The following is a 21,632-nucleotide window of genomic DNA, read 5'->3' on the forward strand; positions in this document are numbered from 1 at the left end:
TCTGGCGCGCTTCCGGCAAAGGATGTGATATTCACATATCAACTGGATAAGTAGTGGCGGAGCGGGTGGGATTCGAACCCACGATACGGGGTTACCGTATACACACTTTCCAGGCGTGCGCCTTCGACCACTCGGCCACCGCTCCGCATGCCTGTTTTGGCAGAAGGCGCGCGTCTAGCGGGACCAGTGGCGGATGACAAGCGTGCTGCGCGTCCCTATTTGCATTGCCCATGGCACGAACGATTGGCTTGGCTCCCTCGGCGGAGGAAATGGCAGCGATGGCGCGTGCGGCGCTGGACCGACTGCCGCCTGCATTTGCCGAGCAGATGGGAGAGATTGTGCTGCTGGTGGAAGAGTGGCCGGACGCAGAGATTCTCGCAGATCTTGGCCTCGAAAACCCGTTTGAGCTGACTGGCGTTTACGAAGGCCTCCCGCTGACAGAGCGCAGCATCGAACACACCGGCACCATGCCCGACCGCGTGCGCCTGTTCCGCCGCCCGATTTTGGATGAATGGGCCGAGCGCGGCGATGAAACTATCGAGCATCTGGTTGCGCATGTTGTAGTGCATGAAATCGGGCACCATTTCGGATTGAGCGACGATGATATGCACGCGCTGGAGGATATGGCGGACTGAGCCTTGCCTTCCGCGGCGTCCGTGGCAGTGTGGCGCGCATGATCCATCGCATCGCCCTTGCCGCCCTTCCCCTTCTGCTGCCCATGGCTGCTATCGCGCAGGAGGCGCCGGAACCGGCAACGCCCGGCTCCGTAATCGCGGCAGCTGCACCGGAAGAGTGGACCGCCATTCCGGCGGAGGATTTGCTGGTGATGGAACTAGCGCCCGATACAGCGGGCAATGCGCGCCGCGTAGTTATCCAGTTGATACCCGCCCCGTTCAGCCAGCCGTGGGTAGAGAACATCCGCACGCTTGCCGCTGCGCATTGGTGGGACGGGACCAGCGTGAACCGTGTGCAGGACAATTACGTTACGCAATGGGGCGATTTGACGGAGGATAAGCCGCTGCCGCACGGGGTGGTTGCGCCGGAGGCAGCTTATGAAGCTAGTGACCTTCTTGCAAAAACAACCAGCTTGAGTTGGCTGATATCGATTGGTGGCAATTCGGGCAATGCAGGACCACCGGCTCCGCCACTCGATGGCCGGGATGACCTACACGCTGCACTGGCCGGCTTCGGTGGGGGTTGGCCAATGGCATGGTACGGATATCAAGCTTCTCTTCAGGCATGGCCCATCCATTGCTATGGCTATGTCGGGGTGGGCCGCGGCTACGCACCGGACACCGGCACCGGCGCAGAACTCTACACGATCATCGGTCAGCCGCAGCGGCACATGGATCGCAACCTTGCCGTCGTGGGCCGAATCATCGACGGGATGGAGCACCTTTCCAGCCTTCCGCGCGGAAGCGGAGATCTGGGTTTTTATACCGACGAAGAGGATCATCTGCGGACAGCAATTCTCTCGGTGCGGCTGGCCAGCGAAACCGCCGATCCTCCGAGCTACGAATATCTCGATACCGCCAGCGAAACCTTTGCCCGCTACGTCAACGTGCGCGCCAATCGCGATGATGCGTTCTACACCGTGCCAGCAGGCGGCGTCGATGTTTGCAGCGTGCAGGTACCGGTGCGCCAGACTGGCTCTTGATCAAATAGGGTGACGAAGGTGACATCGTGACGATCACCGGAAGAGCAGATTGGTCAATTAATTCATGAGTTTAAGCATAAAAGCCAAGGTGACACTTCTGCGAAAAAAATTTCGAGCGCAGGGAAACAACAATGTGAAACAGCGCCACTGCGATACGCCTTCGCGCGCCCTGTAGGAAACTGACTGGTCAGGTCCGGTCGGTTTGGGCCACCGCGTCACTTGCGCGCAAGGAACTGACAATGCGGGTCAGATGCGCCAGATCCTGCACTTCCAGATCCACTTCGTAAGTGTGGAACGGATCATCGCGCTGGGTCAGTTCCAGATTGATCACATTGGCGTTATTGCGCGCGAACACGCCTGCCATCTCTGCCAGCGTTCCCGGCCTGTTGTACAATACCACATTCAGCCGCCCGACGGCTCCGTGCGAATGTTCACCCCATGACAGATCGACCCAATCGGCATCCACGCCATTGGCCAGCTGCAGGCAATCGATCGCATGGACTTCCACACTTTCGCCCACGCGGCGAAGGCCCACGATACGGTCGCCCGGCACAGGGTGGCAGCATTCCGCCAGATCGAAAGCGACGCCTGCCGTCAGCCCCTTGATCGAAATAGCACGTTCTTGCGAAGGCTCTTCCGGCATATCCGCCGTACTGCCGGGGACGATGGCCTCCATCACCTCGCGGTCGCCCAGTTTGGATGAGCCGATGGCATACATCAAATCCTCGACGCTATCGAAATCGAGCCGGTCGGCGGCCTGCTTCATCGCCTTCTTCCCAACCTTGGTTGGCAAGCGTTCGGCCATCTCGTCGAACAGTTTCTGCCCGATTTCAGCCACTTCATCACGTTCCTTGAGGCGCACCGAACGGCGGATCGCCGCCCGCGCCTTCCCCGTGACAACAAATCCCAACCAGCTCAGTTGAGGCTGCGCCTTTGTGCTTTTGATCAGTTCCACCACATCGCCATTGGCCAGGGGCGTGCGCAATGGCATGTGCCGCCCGTTGATCTTCACGCCCACCGTCTGCGCGCCAAGATCGGTATGCACGGCAAAGGCGAAATCGACTGCGGTCGCGCCTTTGGGTAACTGGAACAGCGCTCCCTTCGGGGTGAAGGCGAATATCCGGTCCTGGTAAATCGCCAGCTTCGTGTGTTCGAGCAGTTCCTCTGCATCGTGGCTGGCATCGACGATTTCGATCAGGTCGCGCAGCCAGCCTACCGCCCCATCGGGCCTGTCGCCTTGCTTGTAGGCCCAATGCGCCGCCAGCCCGAATTCATTGCGCTGGTGCATTTCGCGGGTGCGTATCTGAACCTCGACACGCATGGATTTGTCATAAAACAGCGTCGTGTGCAGCGATTTGTAACCGTTGTTCTTGGGGGTCGAGATGTAATCCTTGAATCGCCCCGGAACGAACTGGAACGCGCTGTGAAGAATACCCAGCGCGCGGTAACAATCCTCTGCATTTTCGGTCAGCACACGGAACGCCATGATGTCCGACACCTGCTCGAACGGCAGGTGCCGCTCGGCCATCTTCTTCCAGATCGAGTAGGGATGCTTTTCCCGCCCCCAAACCTCAACATCCAGCCCGGCCCCGGACAGCGCCTGCTTGATATCGAGAGCGATGCGGTCAACCTGGCCCATGTCCGACTGGCGCAATTGGTCAAGCCGGTTGGTGATCGTGGTGTAGGCTTCCGGTTCAAGCTGCTGAAACGCTAGCAACTGCATTTCCCGCATATATTCATACATGCCCACGCGCTCTGCCAAGGGAGCGTATATATCCATCGTTTCGCGGGCGATCCGCTGGCGTTTCTCCGGCTTTTTGATGTGATGCAGCGTGCGCATATTGTGCAGCCGGTCGGCCAGCTTCACCAACAACACGCGCAGATCTTCGCTCATGGCGAGGAGGAATTTTCGCAGGTTTTCTGCCGCGCGTTCATTTTCCGGCATCTGCTCGATCTTGGAAAGTTTGGTGACCCCGTCCACCAGACGGGCCACTTCCTTGCCGAAGTTCAGCTCGATATCCTCGATCGTGGCGAGTGTATCTTCAACCGTATCATGCAGCAGCGCGGTAATGATTGTTTCCTGATCCAGTTTCAGATCAGTCATCAGTCCGGCGACTTCGACAGGATGGCTGAAATACGGATCGCCGGACGCGCGCATCTGGCTGCCGTGTTTCTGCACGGTATAGACATAGGCACGGTTCAGCAGCGCCTCGTCGGCGTTCGGATCGTAGGCCTTGACCCGTTCAACAAGTTCGTACTGGCGCAACATCGGCAATGAATGTGTGTCGGTCCCCGGCTTTCGGCAAGATAAAAGTCGTCTCGCTTGCATTATGTGCAAGTTGCCGAAAGCCGTGCGACATAATGGCAACCCGGTGATGTGCTGGATCTTCCATTGGCGGGATCGCCTGGAGTAAGGTGCCTGGAGCCGGTTCGGGCGAGGAGGCTGCTGTAGGACAGGCGCTTGTCGGGTGCTGGGCGACCCGGCCAGCTAATGAGCCATATCGGGCATCGCGCCAGTGCCGGGCATGATCATGCGGATGCCCTGCATCATGCCTTCGTCGCCATGGCTGGCGAAGTGGCAGTGCATCACGAAATCACCAATGAAACGCCTATAGCGAGTGCGCATTGTTATCCGATGCCCATTCTTGACTATGACCGTGTCTCGCCAGCCGCCAATCATGCCTGCGTAATCGGGATCAAACGCTTCGCTTCCCTCTACGGTGACATCCCGCCCGTCTTCATCGCGGATGGATATGATCTGGAACGGGTTCACGTGGATATGAAAGGGATGGCTGCCTCCGTCAGAAGTGATTTCCCATTCTTCCGCATCGCCCAGCGTCAAAGTGCGATCAATCCGTCCATGTACATACGGTGATCCGTCGAAGCTGAGAACTGCCCCTCCATCCTCTAGCTGGGCAATGCTCATCGTGGCGTTTTGACTTCCGGTTAATTCCTCGTCCAGAACCGGGCTGTGCCAGGCAAAGGCGCCAAGCTGCAAACCGTTCGACAGCCCATCGACAACACGGGCGCGGACTTCCCCATCAGCAATCTTTGCCTGCGCTGCCGCAGTCAGTGTTTCCAAAAGATGTCCGGCAACATCGGCAACCGGTGCAGCTTCGCCGGTCACTTCCAAAATGCCCAATACGCGGTGATCGTCGGGCACCATGCGCCAGGCCTGATCATTGATCATGCAATAGGATCCGGGCTGCTCGAAATAGGCGAGAGCATCAAAGCGGGCACCCGGATACATATTTGCCACGTCAACGCGCCGGATCGCCTCGCGGGTCAGCCCGTCATCAGCGAAATGAAACTGCTCGACCGGTTCGCCGATGCAATATTCAGCGATCCACGCACGGTGGCCTTGCGCTGGCACGCCGCGCAGATCAGGCGCACCATCGGCCAGTCGGCGGATGCTCATTTTTACGGAACGCCGCAGGCCGGCATGGATCATCCGAAAGCGCTGGAAACGCCCGGTCTCAATGCCGCTCAGGGTCGGTTGGATTTCGCCATTGATCCCGAGAAAGCGGCCTGAAGTAAATTCGTTAGTGGGGCCAAATTGGCGCCAGCTTTCCACCTGGCCGACATCGCCTGTGTCGCACGCCCATGCCGGATGTTCCCATGGCCGGGCTTCAGGGTCCGGCGATCTTGGCGCCTTGAGGCGTCTATCCTCGTCAAAGCAGCCATACTGTATCTGGGAAAATACCAGGACCTGTTCGGCAAAAGATTGCCCGGAGCCTGGCGAGAATAAAATGTCCACGTCGCCAGGTGAAGTCCGGGTGGGGATACGGTCGCCTTCGATGATAAGCGCACCGGCCATGCCCGATCCCAATTGCGCACTCGTGGCGCCATGCATGTGCGGGTGGTACCAGAACGTACCGGCGGGATGGTCTTCCGGGATCGCGAATTCATAATCAAACCGCTGCCCCGGATTGATGGAGACCATGACATTATCGCTATTGCCACCGGGAGAAACCCACAGACCGTGGGTGTGAATATTGGTGGAATTGAAACATTCATGACGCTGGATTTCATCCGGTTCGCATGGCGGCAGATTGTTCTGCACGCCCAGTCTGAGAACTTCGCCGGGTGAAACCCTCATTTCAGGAGCGATGAACCGGTCAACACCCTCTCCGCGGAAGGCCCGCAGTTCCACCGTATCCATCTGCCGGGTCCACGGATTGTAAACTTCATCCTGTACCCGCTCGACCGAAACCTCGTAGCTCGGCTGCTCCGCATTCACGTCATCGTCGCTGGATGATTCGGAATACGCCGCACCGGAAACCAGCACGAACATCGTGATAAGAAACTTCATTGTGATTGCCCCCCGACAAGCCCCTTGTCCTGGGTGTTAGCAGCAACCTCCTTGCCGGCCAAATTGTAACTTTGTGGACTCCCGCGTTAGGTGCTGGCCAAATCGTCTTCGGCCCATCGGCCTGCAGCACGAACCGGTACCGCAAAGCCGGCGGATCGCTGACCCGCCCCGCGTATAGGAAAGCGCTATGCTTGACCGGCGCTCAATCAGTGTGAGGGCAGTCGCCATCACCCATGGCCCAGGATATGCCGCCTTCAATCATACTGCGCACGCCGTCTTCGGCATAGCTTTCTTCGGTGTGACCCAGTGCGGAATAGAAACTGCGCCCATTGCCGATACAACGGTTCCAGACGATCGGGTGATCATCGCCCATCGTCAGATCCGTACCGTCATTCCAATAGCCTTGCACATAACTGTCTTCGTCAACCGCGGCGAGCACGTGAAAACGCCCGCGCACGCTGGCATCGAACGAATACCATTCGTCGTGGCGGTACCACGGTGACGGCAGATCTGCTGTGGCGGGATGGGTAGCGTCTTCGACAAGGATGGTGCCGGAACGCACCCCGGGGTTCAGCGGGTGGCCGATAAAGCGCGCGCCGATCAGCTCGCGGGCATACCAGTCCCAGGTCACACTGCCATCGCCCGCCGAATGCAGGCCGACGAAGCCGCCGCCTTCCTCGATAAAGCTGCGGAAGGCGGATTGCTGTGCAGGCGGCAATGTGTTGCCGGAAGACAAGGCAAACACCACTGCGTCAAACTGCTCCAGCCGCTCTGCATCAAACCATGCATGGTCTTCGGTAAATGTGACCGACCAGCCGCGCGCCTGCGCGATTTCAGCAATCGCCGCCCATGATGCCGCTATGGAATCGTGGCGCCAGCCGGATGTGCGGCTGTAAACAAGGATCGCTCCCGTTTCTCCTGCCGCTGCTGGACCGCTCGCGTCATCCTGTGCTGCAACTGGCACCGGCAGCAAGGCCGCAGCACACATCAGCGCTGCATTGCCAAGTGCCGGGGCGCGCAGCACGCTATCAGGCTCCGCTCGCTTCATACCCCACAATCGGATCGACCTGGCTGCGGGTGTAACTGTGATAGCTGCCGCGCGTTTCGTCGTATATCCGCGTGGCAATAGGCTGACCCCATGCGCCGGTGTTCCACAATGCCTCGAACAAGGGTTCGACAAACTTGTTGCGGCCCACGCGGCCAAGGAAACCCTCGGCCTGGGCTACGGCGGGCTGGTATTCATTGCGCAAGGCAGCTTCCAGCCACAGGAACAGCACTTCATTGTTGCCAGAACCTGAAAGGCCAAGCGTTTCATTGAGCGCGGCGAGTTCGCGGTCGCTCATTTCATCGGGCAGCTCTTCCAGGAAACGGCGCTGCTCGAATGCGCTCCATGCGGCCCATACGTCGCTTGTAGGCAAGACAGCGTCAGCGGAATACGCTTCGACTGCACCATCAACGGCGGCAAAAGCCTGCGGATCAGGGGCAACTGCGTTTTCCGGCAGACCGGTGCCGTAAAGCCATTCGTCCAGCATCAGCGATGCCTCCAGCTCTTCGTCGCCCTGCACCACATATTCGCGCAGATCGGCAAGGAACATTTCAGAAGTTGCAGGCTGGAAGGCGTTACGATCGAACCAGCCGCGCATGAATTCATCGAATGGCTCGCGCCCGATGATGCTTTCCAGCGTATGCAGGAACAGCGCGCCCTTATCGTACACGATGGCCGAATTGTATTCGAGCGGGTTGAGTTCATCAGGCGTGCGCAAGGCAGTGCGCGGATTGTCGGCGCCGAGCGATTCAAGCGCTTCCTCAACTCCGGCATATTCCAGCGCCCGTTCCTGCATGGCGCGGGTTTCCCCGAAAACCTCTTCGGATATGCGGTTGGTAAGATAGCTGGTCACGCCTTCGTTCAGCCAGCCATCGCGCCAACTGGCATAGGTGACCAGATTGCCGGACCAACTGTGCGCCAGTTCATGCGCGATCAGGCCGGTGTTGGACCGGTCGCCCGCGATGAAAGTCGGCGTAAGAAACGTCATTACCGGGTTTTCCATGCCGCCATACGGGAAGGCAGGTGGCAGAACGATCATGTCATACCGGCCCCAGCGATAGGAGCCGTACAGGCCCTCTGCCGCGTCGATCATGGCTTCGGTATCGCCCAGTTCTTCAGCGGCCGCTTCGATCTGCTCCGGCTCTGCCCAAACGCCCGAACGCGGGCCAAGTTCGGCAAATTCAAGGTTTCCGGCGGCAATCGCGATCAGATACGGCGGGATGGAATTGTCCATCGTGAATTCAAATGCGCGGCGGGCGGATTGGCCTTCGACAGCCTGCAATTCTTCAGGATCGCCACGGCTGATGCCGCTCATCACGACAGTCAGCGGATCGGGCGCGGTGATGCGCGCTTCCCAGGTCTGGCGAATGCCGGGGCTGTCCTGCGTCGGGATCCAGCTGCGGTTGAGGATCGCCTGACCCTGGCTGAACACGAACGGCTGCTTTCCGCCTGCGGTCTGTTCCGGCGCCAGCCATTGCAGCGCTTCTGCCTCTGGCCCGCTGGCATAGGAAATGACGATCTGTTGCAGGCCCGGCCCGGTCAATTCGCCTAGTTTGACGGTGATCGGTTCGCCCTTGTCGGGGTCGCTTTCACCAATTTCATAGTCCAGCGCATTGCCATTGCCGTCTGCAATTCCGCCGATCATCAGCCCGTCGGAATCGAGCACGATCTCGGTCGCATCCTCAGCTGCCTGAATATCCAGCGTGGCCGTGCCTTCGACGCGCTTCCCTTCAAAATCCAGATCAAGATCGAGCGCCACATGCGTCACCCGCGCTTCCAGCGGGCGGGCATAGGTAAACTCATCCATGGCCTGCTCTGTGGTCAGAACCGGAGCGATCACGCGCTCCTGCGAGGGCAGATCTTCGGCGGAACAGCCTGCAACAAGCAGGGCCGCAAGAGAGGCGAGAACAGGAAAACGCACAGGAAAACGCATGGTATCTCCGGAAATAAGACAGTTTCGCTGCGTGCCATAGCACGGCGCGGCCGGGTGTCATCTGCCGAACGGCATCTGCCCGATGGCGTTTATCGGACGTATTGGACTGTTTGTCGAGCCAGACAAGACGCAAGACTTTTGCTTGTCTTGGTGGTATTTCAGCCCGTTACTTTATAAGGATGTCAATCCAATGCCAATGCCGACAGCTGTTTCGCGCCTGCAAATTGCCAAACTGGTTTTGACGGCGGCCACCTTGGCAATGGCACCTCTAGCCCAGGCCCAGAATACCCAGGCGCAGGAAACCCCGGATGAGGCAGCAAACGATGGCAATGCGATCATCGTACAGGGAGAGCGCGTGGACTCGCGCGATATCCGCAATACGGCGCGCGACATCACCGTCGGCTCGCAGGCCATCAGCCAGCCGCTGCCCCGCTTCCAGCGCCCCGTCTGCCCTGGCATCTGGGGCCTTCCGGCTGAAATTGCCCAATCCATTATCGACCGTATCTATGACAATGCCGAAGCCGCCGGTATCGAGATGAATGCAGAACCGGAATGCGACGCAAATGTCTGGTTGATATTTGTCGATGATCCGGAACAGACGTTTGCGCAATTGCGCGATGAGCGGTCTTTCATGACCCGCCATCTGACACGGTATCAGCTTCGCGAGATTGAGGACCAGGTGGGATCAGCGCGGGCCTGGAATCTCATCACTTCCCGCAACGAGGACGGTCAGCGCGTGCCGACCGGTTTCGAATATCGATCTCTTGCAGCCCAGGCGCGCGCATCCGGCTTGCCGGGTCCTTCGGTTCAAGTACGGTCACCTTCGCGTATACAAACCGGAATCCGCCAGGATCTGGAAATGTCCGTCGCCCTGATTGAACGTTCTGCGCTTGTCGAACTCGATACCTATGCAGTTGCAGACTATGCGACCATGCGCCTGCTATCCTATACCCGGCCACCCGGTAACGAAGATGCAGTAAGCACAATTCTTACCTTGTTTGAGCCGGATATGGAGGCGTATTCCCCGCACCGTCTCACCGAATTCGATATGGCCTATCTGCAGGCTCTTTATCGCAGCAATGAATTCCGTCCTGCCCGCATGGCGATTGGCAGCATCAGTGATCTGATCCGCGAAGGCGCGCCCTGATTATCTGTGTGCGGGGCCAATTGCACGGCGTGGATGCGGGCCTGCACCATCCTGTCTGACCTGGCGGAAAGGTGTCAGACAATCCTTGGCGTGACTCATCCGTTTGCCTTCGATAGGCTGGCGGCATGAAGACAACCCAACTGCTTACTGCACCCCTCGCCGCACTCGCCCTGCTCGCCCTCAACGCTTGCCAGGAAGGCGTAGACCCCGCCCCGCAAACCGAAGCGGAGCTTGATGCGACCCAGGCGCAAGCCGGGAGCGGCCGCACACTGATCTTTTCAGACGAATTTTCGGGCGACAGTCTGGACCGCACCAAATGGAACGTGGTCGGCATGGATTTCTGGGTGAACGAGGAAGAGCAGGCCTATACCGACAGCACTGACACGATCCAGTTCCTGAGCGAAGCGGAAGGCGCCGATGGCGGCGTGCTGGTGCTACGGCCCGTGTACCGCCCCGGCGTAGACACTCTCGAAGACCGCAATGCCGATTTCATATCAGGCCGGGTCAACACACGCGGCACGTTCGACTTTACCTATGGCCGCGCAGAGGCACGCATCCGTATGCCCGATGCCACCGGCGTGTGGCCCGCATTCTGGCTGCTGGGCAATGGTGATTGGCCGGACACCGGCGAGATCGACATCATGGAATATATCGGTGAAGCCGACTGGACCGGCACCGCTCTGCACGGCCCCGGATATTCCGGCGATGCGGGCATCGATGACCGCTACTATTTCACCGATGGCAGCGATGTGACGGACTGGCATGTCTATGCGGTGGAATGGGAAGCGGACGTGATCAGCTTTTACATCGACGACACGCTGACCATGCGCATCCCCAAAACCAACGTCGAATTTTTCGGACAATGGGCCTTCGACAACCCCAAATTCCTGATCCTGAACTTCGCCGTGGGCGGCATCTTCCCGAAAAAGATCAACGGCATCGAAGAGCCGTATGTGGGAATGCCGCAGGAAACAGCGGACCGCATTAAGGCGGATGAGCTGTTCATGGAAGTGGACTGGGTGCGGGTCTATTCTGGGGAGTAAGGCAGAGACCGAACAGGCACTATCTTTCTTCTGCGAGACGCGGAGCCTTCCACGTCACCATCCGTTCGGAAAGGCTCCCAACAAGTCCTAAGCTGGGCTTTTCCACCAACTTCCAGCTAGCTACGGCCAAAATGAGAGTTGGCGCAAGAGCCAGCGCTACGTTTTCGTACCAGGCTTGTCCGGGATACAAGTGGACCGCAAGCTGCTGCATCGGGAACGCATAGATGTACGTTCCATAGGAAAAATCGCCCAGGCGATTATAAGCCAAGATTACGCCGCGTGGCACATAGGCCAGGATCAAGACGCTGTAATTCAGCGCAATGATGAGCAACATCGTAAACCAATCACTTCCGAAGAAAGGTGCTGCGATAAGCCAGAGGACGACAGCTATACGCCAATCCAGTCGGATATGATCGCGATAGACAAAGGTCATCATGCCCAGCACAAACGGAAATGCGAGCCGCATAAGGCTTCCGGGCCTGCCTCCGGCGAGGTCGGACAAGTTGAACCCGATGATCAGCGGCGAGACGTACAGAAGGATGAAAACTGCGACACTAATCGCGAACATCCGCGGACGCTCCAAAAGCCCAAGCATGCCTGCTACGAACACCCCGGCGTAGCAAATCACTTCATAAAACAATGTCCAGAGACTTCCGTTGATCGTAGGCCCGTATGGATTGCCTTCGATCACCCCCGGTAAAGTCCATTGAAGCGAATAGAGTGAAAGGTTGCGCGGCAGATATGTCCAAGTCGCCGGGTCTGCTGCATAATCACCAATCGAATGAACTGTTGTGAGTGGTCCGAAAAGGAGCACCGTGAGCACCAGAACCACGAAAAGACCTGGGAACAACCGCAGGAACCGAGCCACACTCCAATGGGTTAGCGATGGCCTTCGCACGTAGCTTCGTGCGATGAGAAATCCAGAGATGTAAAAAAACACAGCGACACAGAACCAACCAAGACTTTCACCAGCAAGCGCCTTCAATGGCTCGAAAGCTCCATAGCCCATTGTGATGGGAAACGAGTGGGACACGATGACGCCGATGGCGGCGATCATTCTGATCAAGTTGAGATTGTTGTCACGACTTGAAACGCGAGCACTAAGATATTGCATCAGGATCTGGATCGCATTTGAAGCTTTCGAGCGCGATAGTCAGTCGTACACATTGAACGGCGGGCGAGATAAATGACCGGCACCATTAAGTCCAAACAGCCTCAGGCGGCAGGCTCATCAGAATAGCGTCGATATTGCCGCCGGTTTTCAGGCCGAACAGCGTGCCCCGGTCATATACCATGTTGAACTCGGCATAGCGGCCGCGCCATTCGAGCTGTTGCAGCTTTTCTGCGTCATTCCATTCCATCCCCATGCGTTTGCGCACCAGTTGCGGATAGATGTCGAGAAATGCCTCCCCCACGTCCCTGGTGAAGGCGAAATTGCGGTCGAAAGACGGGTCATCATCACATTCCAGATGGTCGTAGAAAATCCCGCCCACCCCGCGGTGCACCCCGCGGTGCGGAATAAAGAAATACTCGTCCGCCCATTTCTTGAACCGGTCGTAATAGGTCGGGTTGTGTGCTGCGCAGGCCGCGCGCAGGCGGGCGTGAAATGCCTCTGTGTCTTCCTCATAAGGGATAGGCGGGTTGAGATCCGCTCCGCCGCCGAACCATGCCGTCTGTGTGGTCAGGAAACGGGTGTTCATATGCACGGCGGGCACATGCGGATTGGTCATGTGCGCGACCAGGCTGATGCCGGTAGCGGTGAAGCCGGGCTTTTCCTCGCTCGCGCCGTTCACCTGATCTGCAAATTGCGGGCTGAACGTGCCAGAGACGGTGGAGACATTCACGCCGACTTTTTCAAACACCTTGCCTTTCATCAGCCCCTGCACGCCGCCGCCGCCATGCGATCCGTCTTCGGTGTCGCGGTCCCACGGAGTGTAGGCAAAGCTGGCATCCGATCCGGCCTCACGCTCGATGCTTTCGAATTCTGCGCAGATGCGGTCGCGAAGGCTTTCAAACCATGTGCGGGCGGCTTGGGTCTGATTTTTTCTGTCCATGCTGCAAGCTCTTGCCAAACCCACCGCCGCGCGGCAAGTGACACTGATGGTTCCCGTTTCGTTCACCTTCCCCTTTTGCGGCGACGAATTTCGCCTTGTGCCGCAAGATAGCGGAGCGCGGGCGCTGTTCTGGCCGCGGGAAAATGCGCTGCTGGTGGCGGATTTGCATCTCGAAAAGGCGAGCTTTTTTGCAAAACACAACCAGTTCCTGCCGCCATATGACAGCCGCGAAACGCTGGAACGGGTGGCAGAGGCTGTCCGGCTGACCGGTGCGCGGCGGGTTTACACCCTGGGGGACAATTTCCACGATTCGGATGGATCGCAGCGGCTGGAACCCCATGCGGCAGGAATGCTGGCCGCCCTCACCCGCGCCACCGACTGGGTGTGGATCACCGGCAATCACGACCCTGCAATGGAAGCACGCAGCGGGGGCACCATTGCCGAGGAACTGGAAGTCGGCGGGATGATCCTGCGTCATATGGCCAAGCCCGGCGAAACGCGGCCCGAGCTATCGGGCCATTTCCACCCACGCGTTCAGATAAAAGTGCGCCAACGTCACATCCGCCGCCCGTGTGCAGTCGTTTCTCACTTTGAAGGCGATCAGTCCGGACGAATGATCCTGCCAGCCTTCGGCGCGCTGACGGGCGGAATGAATGCCGGCGACCCGGCAATTCTCAAGGCTTTGCAGCCCGCTAGCTCTGTTGATGCGCTGGTTCCGGCAGGAAAACGGCTCGCCAGATTTCCCTTATACAGGGATGCTGCGTGAACTTCTGGCAATTGCCTGCGTTACACCTTACATAGAACGCAGAAAACGTAACAATCAGAGGAGCGATTCCATACCACGTCCACCCCGCCGCACGATGGCACCGCCGGTCAAATCCGGCCCGAAATACGATAACCTCATCCAGTCAGACACGGTCCGCGTCATTGATGGCGAAGGTGAAAACCTTGGCGTCATGAATACCAATGATGCGATCGAGAAAGCCGCAGAAGTCGGCCTGAACCTTGTGGAGGTATCGCCCAACGCGAAGCCGCCGGTCTGCAAATTCCTCGATGTCGGCAAATATCGCTATGAGGCTCAGAAAAAGGCCAATGCGGCGCGTAAGACGCAGAAAACGCAGGACATCAAGGAAGTGAAGATGCGCCCGAACATCGACACCCATGATTATGATGTGAAGATGCGCAACGTGAACAAGTTCATCGACAACGGCGACAAGGTGAAGATCACCCTGCGCTTCCGCGGACGTGAAATGGCGCACCAGAATCTCGGTATGGACCTGCTGAAGCGGGTACAGGACGACATGGCAGAGACCGCCAAGATCGAAGCTTTCCCGCGCCTTGAAGGGCGCCAGATGCTGATGGTGTTGTCGCCGAAATAAGGCAATTGCAGTGGGAGGGTTCGGTGAAAGCCAAGGCGCTTGGTTCCGCCCTCCCCCTGACCTTGCTGGCGGCGTGCGCCGCTGCGCAATCCGATACGTCAACGCGTGACATAGCTGCCACGGACTTGGTTAGGGTGCTGGAGCCTTGCGGTATCACTGCACCCGGTATGCCGGGCAATGACGAACACGCCCATTTGCGGTTTGGCGATGGTCCTGTCCGGCCTTGCAATCCAATAAGCCCTGACAATGCGGAATTTGCCTGCCAGTTAAAAGATGGCGAAGTCATCGAAGACCCGGACTATCCGCATGATGAAGAACGCGCCGTCTGGGCAGCCCCGGCCATCACCATTTCCGATCTGCAATGCCGCGATCTTAAGGGTGACAGTTCCGAAGTCTCTTGTGATTTCATCGCCGCGCATGACGGCTTTGAGCAACGCGTGAGCGGCCATCGCTTCACCCACTGGTATTCCACCGCACACGATGAAATGTCCGGTCACTCCTACGGTGATACATTATGGCGCACGGACGCAAGCTGTCTTGCCCACTTCCGCTTTGGAAGGTTGACCGGCTAACTTTGCCCGATTTCGCCGAGCAGGTTAGTGAACCAGCCCTCGGTCACGTCGAAATGCTTGCCGCCTTTGATCCGCTCGAACTCGATAGCGCGCAATTCGTCACCGCGCTCTTCATCCTGCCCTATCACACCTGACCGGCCCGATAGCGCGGCATCAACCGCAAAGTCGGTACATTCGCGGATCAACGCGAGATCAGCTGCGTTGGCCGGGGCAGAGCGAGAGAAGTAGCCGCTCTTTTGCACCAGCACCTTTTCAGCGCCGATCTGCTGCGCCAGCTTCGTGGCAAACCATTCGCCGGGATTGACCTTGTCCAGCTTCACATGACCGAACGGATCACGCGGCACTTCCTCTCCGGCAGCTTCCATCGCAGCAACGATTTCGTTCACGCCTGCACCTTCGGAAATGAACAGGTTCACCCCGTCGTGCGTATCCATGACAGCACGCAAACGCTCGGCTTCATTGGCGATGTTGAACGGGCGTTCGGGCACGAAAACGCCGTGCACATCCCAGCGCGCGGCGGCGTTTTCCATCCATTCGACAAAATCTGCATTCTTTACCCAGCGGTGGTGCGCATCGGCAGTCGCCGCTGTCAGCCAGCCGCAGGCACGGCCCATCACTTCATGCACGGTCAGCATACGCGGATTGGCGGTGTGTTCGGCAATGACATTGCGCGCGAATATCGCGCCCTGTTCTGCCGCCGTCCACGCACCCAGCGATTGCTTGATCGGGATCACATCATTGTCGATGGTCTTGGGCAGGCCGACTACTGTCAGATTATACTCGTTCGCGGCCAGATAGGCGGCCAGATCTGCGGCGGCGGTATTGGTATCGTCACCGCCGATCGTGTGAAGCACATCGACCCCGTCCCTGGTAAGCTGCTGCGCGGCAACCTCGAGCGGGTTCTGTCCCTGCTCCACCAATCCGCGCGCCTCGCAATCTGCAACATTGGTAAACTTGACGCGGCTGTTGCCAATGGGGCTGCCGCCAAAGGCGTGAAGCTGCCCGGCATTTGCGCGCACATAGGGTGTCACTTCGACATAATCGCCGGTCAACAACCCGGCATAACCATTGCAATAGGCGATGATGCGCACATCGGGCGCAATTTCGGTATATCGCTCAATCAGCCCGCCAACAGCGGAGGAGAGGCAGGGCGCGAGGCCCCCGGCGGTCAGCATTGCTACGGTTTTTGTTGCCATGCGAAGCTTACTGCCAAGTCAAACCGCACACGGCTAGTGGGATTTTGCACCGCATCTTACAGGACAGCAAATTCCAGCAGCGTGAAGCGCGCAGGCGCTGTGCTGTAAACGCCGTGCCCGCGCGACTGGCGTGAACCGAAAGTCAGGCCGATCCTGCCGGCACGTACAAGCGTCTCGACAAACTCGCGCGGATGGCGCTCCCGGTTTGATCCCATCACCGAAATCCAGTTTTCATCGAACATGACCGTCAGTTCGTGTTCGCCGGGGGTGATTTCCTGCAGGCGGCTGTTCGGTGAATACCACCGGGCAAATGCGCCATCCCCGCGTGCCAGCCAGTCATCACCTGCACGCTGGATATACAAGGAGATTGCACCTGGCAGATCAGGATTTTCCTGCGGGACAAAGCGCGCCTGTCGCTGCGCATCGACGCGGTAGCGCAGCCGAATGCCGCGCGCATCGCGAAGCGAGCCTGTTGCGCGGGTCACATAGTGGACGTGGCCGTCCCGTTGCCGCGGGCCGGGGAAATCGAAATTCCAGCCTTGCCCATCAATCTGTGGATGCAGCGGCATGCCCACAGAATAATTGCGCCGCCGGATAATCGGGCCAATTTCCCAGGCGGTGGCTTCTGCGCGGCGCTGCGCAGCAGAAAGAGGAGCCGAGGCGAGGGCGAGCGCGCCGCCCGCCGATCCGATAAGAAAATCACGACGTTTCATGGCGATGTCATAGAATGCAGCAGCTTGCCGCGTGCTGAACTCGCCGTTCAGCCAGGCTCCCACAGCTCCAGCGGATTGCCATCGCAATCCATGATGCGCGCAAAGCGGCCCACCCCTTCCATCTCTTCGCGGTGCGTTGCCTCGACACCTGCCGCGCCCAGCCGCGCAACCAGTACATCCAGCCCTTCGACACGCAGGTTGAGCATCACTTGGCGGTCTGCCTGCCAATAATCCGAGGTATCCTGAAACGCGGCGAAGACGGTTGGCCCGGCATCCTGCATCCACACCCATTCTCCGTCCGGCGTGGGCTGCCCGCTCTGCGTCGCAGCGATGCCAAGGTGATCGCGGTACCAAGCTGCCAGCCTCGCCGGATCGGACGAGCGGATGAACATGCCGCCAATCCCCAGAACCCTGCCCTCTGCCATGTGCTGCCTCCTTGCCCTGTCCCCGCGAATCCCTACGGTCGCAGACTATACGGGTTGGGAGGATAAGCACAGGGTATGACAGCGACACGCACCGGCTTCTGGCTTGGCCCTGCACTGTTTGCGCTTACGCTGCTGCTGCCTGCTCCAGCCGGGATGATAGGTCCGGCGTGGAACACCGCTGGCCTGGTCATGTGGATGGCCACATGGTGGATGACGCAGGCAATCCCGCTGACAGCCACGGGGCTCCTGCCATTTGCCGTGCTGCCATTCGTCAGTGCCGGCACGGCAAACGAAGTGGCAGGCGATTATTACTCTCCCATCATCTTCCTGTTGCTGGGCGGCGCTTTCCTGGCGCTCGCGATCGAACGGACCGGGCTGCACAAACGGCTGGCCTGCTGGATATTGGACAGGATCGGCGGGCGCGGCGGCGAATTCGGGCTGCTGCTTGGTTTCATGATTGCAGCGGCCATACTTTCCAACATCATCTCCAATACCTCTACCGCGCTGATCATGATGCCAATGGCCTTGGCAGTGCTGTCAGGCGGGGCAGCGTCCTCATGTAACGAAGTGATAGGACAGAAAGGATCAACCTCATGTAACGAAGTGATAGGGCAGAAAGAATCCCGTGCAGACGGCACGCTGGATCAATCCGGCCTTTCAGGAGCGCTACCAATGGGGCTGGCGTTCGCCGCCAGCATTGGCGGGCTTGGCACCATCATCGGCTCCCCCACCAATGCCATCGGCGTGGCTCTGCTGCGCGACATTTCCGGTATCGAGATTACCTTTGCACAATGGGCGATGTTCGGTGTGCCCATCGTAATCGCCGGCATTCCGCTGGCTGCCGTCATCATCGCGAAGGTGCAGCGCATCGCCGATCATCCCTTTGACCTTTCGGCAGCGCGCAAAGCGATCGCGCCGCAGGGACCCTGGAGCGAGGCGGAGCGGCGGCTGGTGCCGGTGATCGCGGTCACTTTTCTTGCTTGGATGCTGCGCGGATTTGTCGCGCCCTATTTCCCCGAAGGATCACTAACTGATGGCACAGTGGCCATTGCAGCGGCGTTCCTGCTGTTCACCCTGCCGGATGGGACGGGCCGCCGCCTGCTGGAATGGCGCGAGGCAAACCGCGCGCCGTGGGATGTGCTGATGATGTTCGGCGGCGGACTGGCCCTGGCAGGAGCGATGACGCGCACCGGGCTGGCCGATTGGCTGGGCAATGCGCTGCTGCCACTGGCCGGCGTTCCCGTCATCGTCATCGCGCTGGCCTTGGTGGCGATGGTGATCCTGATCACCGAATTTGCCAGCAATGTTGCCACCGCCAGCGGCATCATGCCCGTGGTGGCGGCGCTGGCTGTTGCGATCAGCGGAGAGAGTGGCGGCAATGTCGTGCTGCTGCTGGCGATGCCCGTTGCACTCGCGGCAAGCTGGGGCTTCGTGCTGCCCGCCGGAACAGGGCCAAATGCCATTGCGTGGTCGACAGGCCGCATCGCTTTGCCACGCCTCATCAAGGCAGGCATCACGCTCGATATCGCCGGGATTTTCCTGATCGTCGGGGTGGTCTTTTCCATCGCGCAAATCACCCAATAGGCTTGCGGGAATCAGCTGAGGAATATAATTACGATTGCAACCAGTTTTCCAGTGTAGATGCGTTCCTGCGGAGGTTAGGAACGGGCGACCCGGAAATCCTGCAACACCCCTGCCTTCCTAGGGGTGAGAACTTGCAAGGAAGGACGCCGCCATGGCCGATACCCCCGACAATTCCCAAAACGATCCGCACAGCGATCCCCTCGGTGCCGTCACCACCCCGACCCCGCGCCGCAAGCCCAAGCCCGAAATCACCACGATTGGCGGGCGCCAGCTGAAGCCATCGACGCTGATGATGGGCCACGGCTTTGATCCGGCCCTGTCCGAAGGTTCGCTGAAAGTGCCGATCTTCCTGACAAGCACTTTTGCGTTTGAAAATGCGGCGGCGGGCAAGCGTCACTTCGAAGGCATCACCGGAAAGCGTCCCGGGGGGGCGGATGGCCTTGTCTATTCGCGCTTCAACGGGCCAAATCAGGAAATCCTGGAAGATCGCCTCGCCATCTGGGACGGGGCAGAGGACGCGCTGTGCTTCTCTTCCGGCATGACCGCGATTGCCGTGCTGATCCTTGCAGCCTGCAATGCGGGCGATGTGATCGTGCATTCCGGCCCGCTCTATGCCGCATCCGAAGGCTTTGTTGCCAAGGTCATGGCAAAATACGGCGTCACCTATATCGCCTTCCCCGCTGGCGCGAGCCGTGAGGAACTGGACACGGTGATGAAGGAAGCCAAGGCCAAGGCTGCCGAACAAGGCGGTGAAGTGCCGCTGATCTATCTCGAAAGCCCCGGTAATCCGACAAATGCTCTGGTCGATATCGAAGCGGTCAGGGAAGCGCGCGACGCGCATTTCGATCCCGACCGCTGCCCGATTGCCATCGATAACACTTTCCTTGGGCCCCTGTGGCAAAAGCCGCTGGATCAGGGCGCTGATCTGGTAGTGTATTCGCTTACCAAATATGTCGGCGGTCATTCGGATCTGGTTGCGGGAAGTGTTTCGGGCGCAAAGAAATGGCTCGATGCGATTCGGGCGCTGCGCAACACGATGGGCGGCATTGCTGATCCCAACACCGCGTGGATGCTTTTGCGCAGCCTTGAAACGGTGGAGTTGCGGATGCAGCGCGCCGGCGAAAATGCCACGAAGGTTTGCGCCATGCTGAAGGCGCATCCCAAGGTGGAAGGGCTCGGTTATCTCGGAATGATCGAAGATGCACGCCAGCAGGACATTTATGATCGCCATTGCCTTGGCGCAGGTTCCACCTTTTCGGTCTTTATCAAAGGCGGCGAAGCGGAAAGCTTCCGTTTCCTCGATGCGCTGAAGGTCGCAAAGCTGGCAGTCAGCCTTGGCGGAACGGAAACGCTCGCCAGCCATCCGGCCAGCATGACGCATCTTTCGGTCGCAGAGGAACGCCGCGCGGCGCTTGGCATTACCGACAATCTGGTGCGTATTTCGATCGGGATTGAAGACCCGGACGATCTGGTTGCAGACTTCGAGCAGGCGCTTGAGGCCGTTTAAGCTGTAGGTATGGGCCAAACGCCGCTTGCCCCGCTTGGCTTTGGACAGCTAAGAGCAAGGTATAGCGGCGTATGGGCCGTATGAATTTCAGCGAATATGGACGGGAAACAGCGTGCTCCGGAAAATCGGTCTTTTGCTCAGTGTCGCAGCTTGCGGCGCATTGGTCACCTCTTGCGGCGATGATGAAACAACCACGCCCACACCAACCCCGACTGATACCAGCACGGCGACGCCCACACCCACGCCGACGTCGGTCATCAACTTCAGTCTGACCACGGATTTTTCCGCCACCAGCTTCAACGCAAATTACGGCTACGCTTTCTTCACCCCGAATGGCGGCGGCACCGAAGTGTTCAGCGGCGGCACGCGGCTGAACGGGACTAGCGGTATCAGCTTTGTTGCCTCACCCGAAAGCGCGACATTCCTGTTCCCCGATCTCAGCGATACCGTTGTTTTTGGTGCAGGCGACTTTGTCAGCGTTTCCCCGACGCAGCGCCAATATGCCGCAGGCGACACCGCGCTTACGCTGTTCCTGCCGTTCACACATGTGATGCGCGTCAACTACGAAATTGATAATCAGGCGTTCACGCGGGACAGCGTGGATGGCACTTTGCGCAGCCAGCGTACTGCCGTGTTCTTCAACAATGTCACCACAACAGACGATCTCACCGCGACCCTTTCCTACACCGGGGCGGTGGATGTTACCGGGGGCGATCCGGGTGTGACCGCGGCAGGTGCAGTCACCGCGCCAGACGTCACCTTTACGGTCACCCCTGGCACGGAAGACACGTTGACCGGCACGATCAATCTGTTTGAAACCGTAATGGGCGCGCCGACGCAAATCGCTTCGTTCAGTATCAGCGCGACAGTTTCCGCCAGCGGCGTTTTCCAAGGCACGATCACCGATACAGCCAATGATCTTACCGGCAATTATGTCGGCTCTTTGGCGGGTGCCAACCGGGAAGAGATATTGATCCTTTTCGCGGCGCAGGATGCCAATGTCGCAGGCGCAGCGGACGACGGCGATGACCGCGTGTATGTGGGCAGCTATATCGGCAACTGAGC

19 protein-coding genes and 1 tRNA gene are annotated in these 21,632 nt (G+C 59.0%); 10 read left to right on the plus strand and 10 right to left on the minus strand.

The window, feature by feature from the left end; all coding sequences use genetic code 11:
• Positions 1–54 precede the first annotated feature (54 nt).
• Positions 55–145: transfer RNA gene (locus AB731_RS12955), tRNA-Ser, on the minus strand.
• An 85-nt stretch (positions 146–230) separates the two neighbouring features.
• Here AB731_RS12955 and AB731_RS12960 point away from each other — a divergent pair.
• Both AB731_RS12960 and AB731_RS12965 read left to right on the plus strand, forming a co-directional pair.
• On the plus strand, positions 231–635 hold the full coding sequence (locus AB731_RS12960) for a metallopeptidase family protein (RefSeq protein WP_047094444.1): 405 nt from the start codon (positions 231–233) through the stop codon (positions 633–635).
• A gap of 38 nt (positions 636–673) precedes the next feature.
• The gene (locus tag AB731_RS12965) at positions 674–1,657 is read left to right on the plus strand and encodes a peptidylprolyl isomerase (protein WP_047094445.1); all 984 of its coding nucleotides are present in this window, start codon (positions 674–676) and stop codon (positions 1,655–1,657) included.
• A 187-nt stretch (positions 1,658–1,844) separates the two neighbouring features.
• Here AB731_RS12965 and AB731_RS12970 read toward each other — a convergent pair whose 3' ends face one another.
• The 4 genes from AB731_RS12970 to AB731_RS12985 form a co-directional block, all read right to left on the minus strand.
• Positions 1,845–3,926, minus strand: coding sequence for a RelA/SpoT family protein (locus tag AB731_RS12970; RefSeq protein WP_047094446.1), 2,082 nt, complete (start codon positions 3,924–3,926; stop codon positions 1,845–1,847).
• Between the two features lie 219 nt (positions 3,927–4,145).
• Positions 4,146–5,969 (minus strand): multicopper oxidase family protein, encoded by a 1,824-nt coding sequence (locus AB731_RS12975; RefSeq protein WP_052769069.1) that lies wholly within the window; start codon positions 5,967–5,969, stop codon positions 4,146–4,148.
• A gap of 202 nt (positions 5,970–6,171) precedes the next feature.
• Positions 6,172–6,993 (minus strand): ThuA domain-containing protein, encoded by an 822-nt coding sequence (locus AB731_RS12980; protein ID WP_162199489.1) that lies wholly within the window; start codon positions 6,991–6,993, stop codon positions 6,172–6,174.
• 4 nt (positions 6,994–6,997) lie between these two features.
• On the minus strand, positions 6,998–8,947 hold the full coding sequence (locus tag AB731_RS12985; protein WP_047094447.1) for a M1 family metallopeptidase: 1,950 nt from the start codon (positions 8,945–8,947) through the stop codon (positions 6,998–7,000).
• A gap of 259 nt (positions 8,948–9,206) precedes the next feature.
• Here AB731_RS12985 and AB731_RS12990 point away from each other — a divergent pair, with 259 nt between their 5' ends.
• Complete coding sequence (locus tag AB731_RS12990) at positions 9,207–10,094, plus strand: hypothetical protein (protein ID WP_156167468.1); 888 nt, start codon at positions 9,207–9,209, stop codon at positions 10,092–10,094.
• Positions 10,095–10,219: 125 nt separating this feature from the next.
• The gene (locus AB731_RS12995) at positions 10,220–11,137 is read left to right on the plus strand and encodes a glycoside hydrolase family 16 protein (protein WP_082126497.1); all 918 of its coding nucleotides are present in this window, start codon (positions 10,220–10,222) and stop codon (positions 11,135–11,137) included.
• 19 nt (positions 11,138–11,156) lie between these two features.
• Here AB731_RS12995 and AB731_RS13000 read toward each other — a convergent pair whose 3' ends face one another.
• Both AB731_RS13000 and hemF read right to left on the minus strand, forming a co-directional pair.
• On the minus strand, positions 11,157–12,251 hold the full coding sequence (locus tag AB731_RS13000) for an acyltransferase family protein (RefSeq protein WP_047094449.1): 1,095 nt from the start codon (positions 12,249–12,251) through the stop codon (positions 11,157–11,159).
• 85 nt (positions 12,252–12,336) lie between these two features.
• Complete coding sequence (gene hemF / locus AB731_RS13005; RefSeq protein ID WP_047094450.1) at positions 12,337–13,191, minus strand: oxygen-dependent coproporphyrinogen oxidase; 855 nt, start codon at positions 13,189–13,191, stop codon at positions 12,337–12,339.
• Positions 13,192–13,237: 46 nt separating this feature from the next.
• Here hemF and pdeM point away from each other — a divergent pair, with 46 nt between their 5' ends.
• The 3 genes from pdeM to AB731_RS13020 all read left to right on the plus strand — a co-directional run bounded on the left by pdeM (position 13,238) and on the right by AB731_RS13020 (position 15,142).
• Entirely contained in the window at positions 13,238–13,957 is a 720-nt protein-coding gene (pdeM, locus tag AB731_RS13010; RefSeq protein WP_047094566.1) for a ligase-associated DNA damage response endonuclease PdeM, read from the plus strand.
• Positions 13,958–14,051: 94 nt separating this feature from the next.
• Complete coding sequence (gene infC, locus AB731_RS13015) at positions 14,052–14,570, plus strand: translation initiation factor IF-3 (protein WP_047094451.1); 519 nt, start codon at positions 14,052–14,054, stop codon at positions 14,568–14,570.
• A gap of 23 nt (positions 14,571–14,593) precedes the next feature.
• Positions 14,594–15,142 carry a hypothetical protein gene (locus AB731_RS13020; protein ID WP_047094452.1) on the plus strand — a complete coding sequence of 183 codons (549 nt, stop codon included), beginning with the start codon at positions 14,594–14,596 and terminating at the stop codon, positions 15,140–15,142.
• Here AB731_RS13020 and AB731_RS13025 read toward each other — a convergent pair.
• The 3 genes from AB731_RS13025 to AB731_RS13035 are packed head-to-tail and all read right to left on the minus strand — an operon-like array spanning position 15,139 to position 17,476.
• Positions 15,139–16,338 carry a pyrophosphate--fructose-6-phosphate 1-phosphotransferase gene (locus tag AB731_RS13025; protein WP_047094453.1) on the minus strand — a complete coding sequence of 400 codons (1,200 nt, stop codon included), beginning with the start codon at positions 16,336–16,338 and terminating at the stop codon, positions 15,139–15,141. The genes AB731_RS13020 and AB731_RS13025 overlap by 4 nt on opposite strands.
• 56 nt (positions 16,339–16,394) lie before the next feature.
• Positions 16,395–17,051, minus strand: coding sequence for a hypothetical protein (locus tag AB731_RS13030; protein ID WP_047094567.1), 657 nt, complete (start codon positions 17,049–17,051; stop codon positions 16,395–16,397).
• Between the two features lie 47 nt (positions 17,052–17,098).
• A complete protein-coding gene (locus AB731_RS13035) occupies positions 17,099–17,476 on the minus strand; it encodes a VOC family protein (protein WP_047094454.1) in 378 nt (125 codons plus the stop codon).
• A 75-nt stretch (positions 17,477–17,551) separates the two neighbouring features.
• Here AB731_RS13035 and AB731_RS13040 point away from each other — a divergent pair, with 75 nt between their 5' ends.
• From AB731_RS13040 to AB731_RS14255, 3 genes are all read left to right on the plus strand, one after another.
• Positions 17,552–19,060: an SLC13 family permease gene (locus AB731_RS13040; protein WP_047094455.1), complete on the plus strand. Its 1,509-nt coding sequence runs from the start codon at positions 17,552–17,554 to the stop codon at positions 19,058–19,060.
• 151 nt (positions 19,061–19,211) lie between these two features.
• Entirely contained in the window at positions 19,212–20,567 is a 1,356-nt protein-coding gene (locus AB731_RS13045; protein WP_047094456.1) for a cystathionine gamma-synthase family protein, read from the plus strand.
• Between the two features lie 112 nt (positions 20,568–20,679).
• The gene (locus AB731_RS14255; protein WP_047094457.1) at positions 20,680–21,630 is read left to right on the plus strand and encodes a hypothetical protein; all 951 of its coding nucleotides are present in this window, start codon (positions 20,680–20,682) and stop codon (positions 21,628–21,630) included.
• The last annotated feature ends 2 nt before the right edge of the window (positions 21,631–21,632 follow it).

It is taken from the genome of Aurantiacibacter marinus (genome assembly GCF_001021555.1).
Taxonomy (GTDB): Bacteria; Pseudomonadota; Alphaproteobacteria; order Sphingomonadales; family Sphingomonadaceae; genus Alteraurantiacibacter; species Alteraurantiacibacter marinus.

Excerpts from the sequence above, each read along its gene's own strand:
- AB731_RS12960 (WP_047094444.1), top strand. The coding sequence starts at position 231 with ATGGCACGAACGATTGGCTTGGCTCCCTCGGCGGAGGAAATGGCAGCG.
- AB731_RS12965 (WP_047094445.1), top strand. The coding sequence starts at position 674 with ATGATCCATCGCATCGCCCTTGCCGCCCTTCCCCTTCTGCTGCCCATG.
- AB731_RS12970 (WP_047094446.1), bottom strand. The coding sequence starts at position 3,926 with ATGTTGCGCCAGTACGAACTTGTTGAACGGGTCAAGGCCTACGATCCG.
- AB731_RS12975 (WP_052769069.1), bottom strand. The coding sequence starts at position 5,969 with ATGAAGTTTCTTATCACGATGTTCGTGCTGGTTTCCGGTGCGGCGTAT.
- AB731_RS12985 (WP_047094447.1), bottom strand. The coding sequence starts at position 8,947 with ATGCGTTTTCCTGTGCGTTTTCCTGTTCTCGCCTCTCTTGCGGCCCTG.
- AB731_RS12990 (WP_156167468.1), top strand. The coding sequence starts at position 9,207 with ATGGCACCTCTAGCCCAGGCCCAGAATACCCAGGCGCAGGAAACCCCG.
- AB731_RS12995 (WP_082126497.1), top strand. The coding sequence starts at position 10,220 with ATGAAGACAACCCAACTGCTTACTGCACCCCTCGCCGCACTCGCCCTG.
- AB731_RS13000 (WP_047094449.1), bottom strand. The coding sequence starts at position 12,251 with ATGCAATATCTTAGTGCTCGCGTTTCAAGTCGTGACAACAATCTCAAC.
- hemF (WP_047094450.1), bottom strand. The coding sequence starts at position 13,191 with ATGGACAGAAAAAATCAGACCCAAGCCGCCCGCACATGGTTTGAAAGC.
- pdeM (WP_047094566.1), top strand. The coding sequence starts at position 13,238 with ATGGTTCCCGTTTCGTTCACCTTCCCCTTTTGCGGCGACGAATTTCGC.
- infC (WP_047094451.1), top strand. The coding sequence starts at position 14,052 with ATGGCACCGCCGGTCAAATCCGGCCCGAAATACGATAACCTCATCCAG.
- AB731_RS13025 (WP_047094453.1), bottom strand. The coding sequence starts at position 16,338 with ATGGCAACAAAAACCGTAGCAATGCTGACCGCCGGGGGCCTCGCGCCC.
- AB731_RS13030 (WP_047094567.1), bottom strand. The coding sequence starts at position 17,051 with ATGAAACGTCGTGATTTTCTTATCGGATCGGCGGGCGGCGCGCTCGCC.
- AB731_RS13035 (WP_047094454.1), bottom strand. The coding sequence starts at position 17,476 with ATGGCAGAGGGCAGGGTTCTGGGGATTGGCGGCATGTTCATCCGCTCG.
- AB731_RS13040 (WP_047094455.1), top strand. The coding sequence starts at position 17,552 with ATGACAGCGACACGCACCGGCTTCTGGCTTGGCCCTGCACTGTTTGCG.
- AB731_RS13045 (WP_047094456.1), top strand. The coding sequence starts at position 19,212 with ATGGCCGATACCCCCGACAATTCCCAAAACGATCCGCACAGCGATCCC.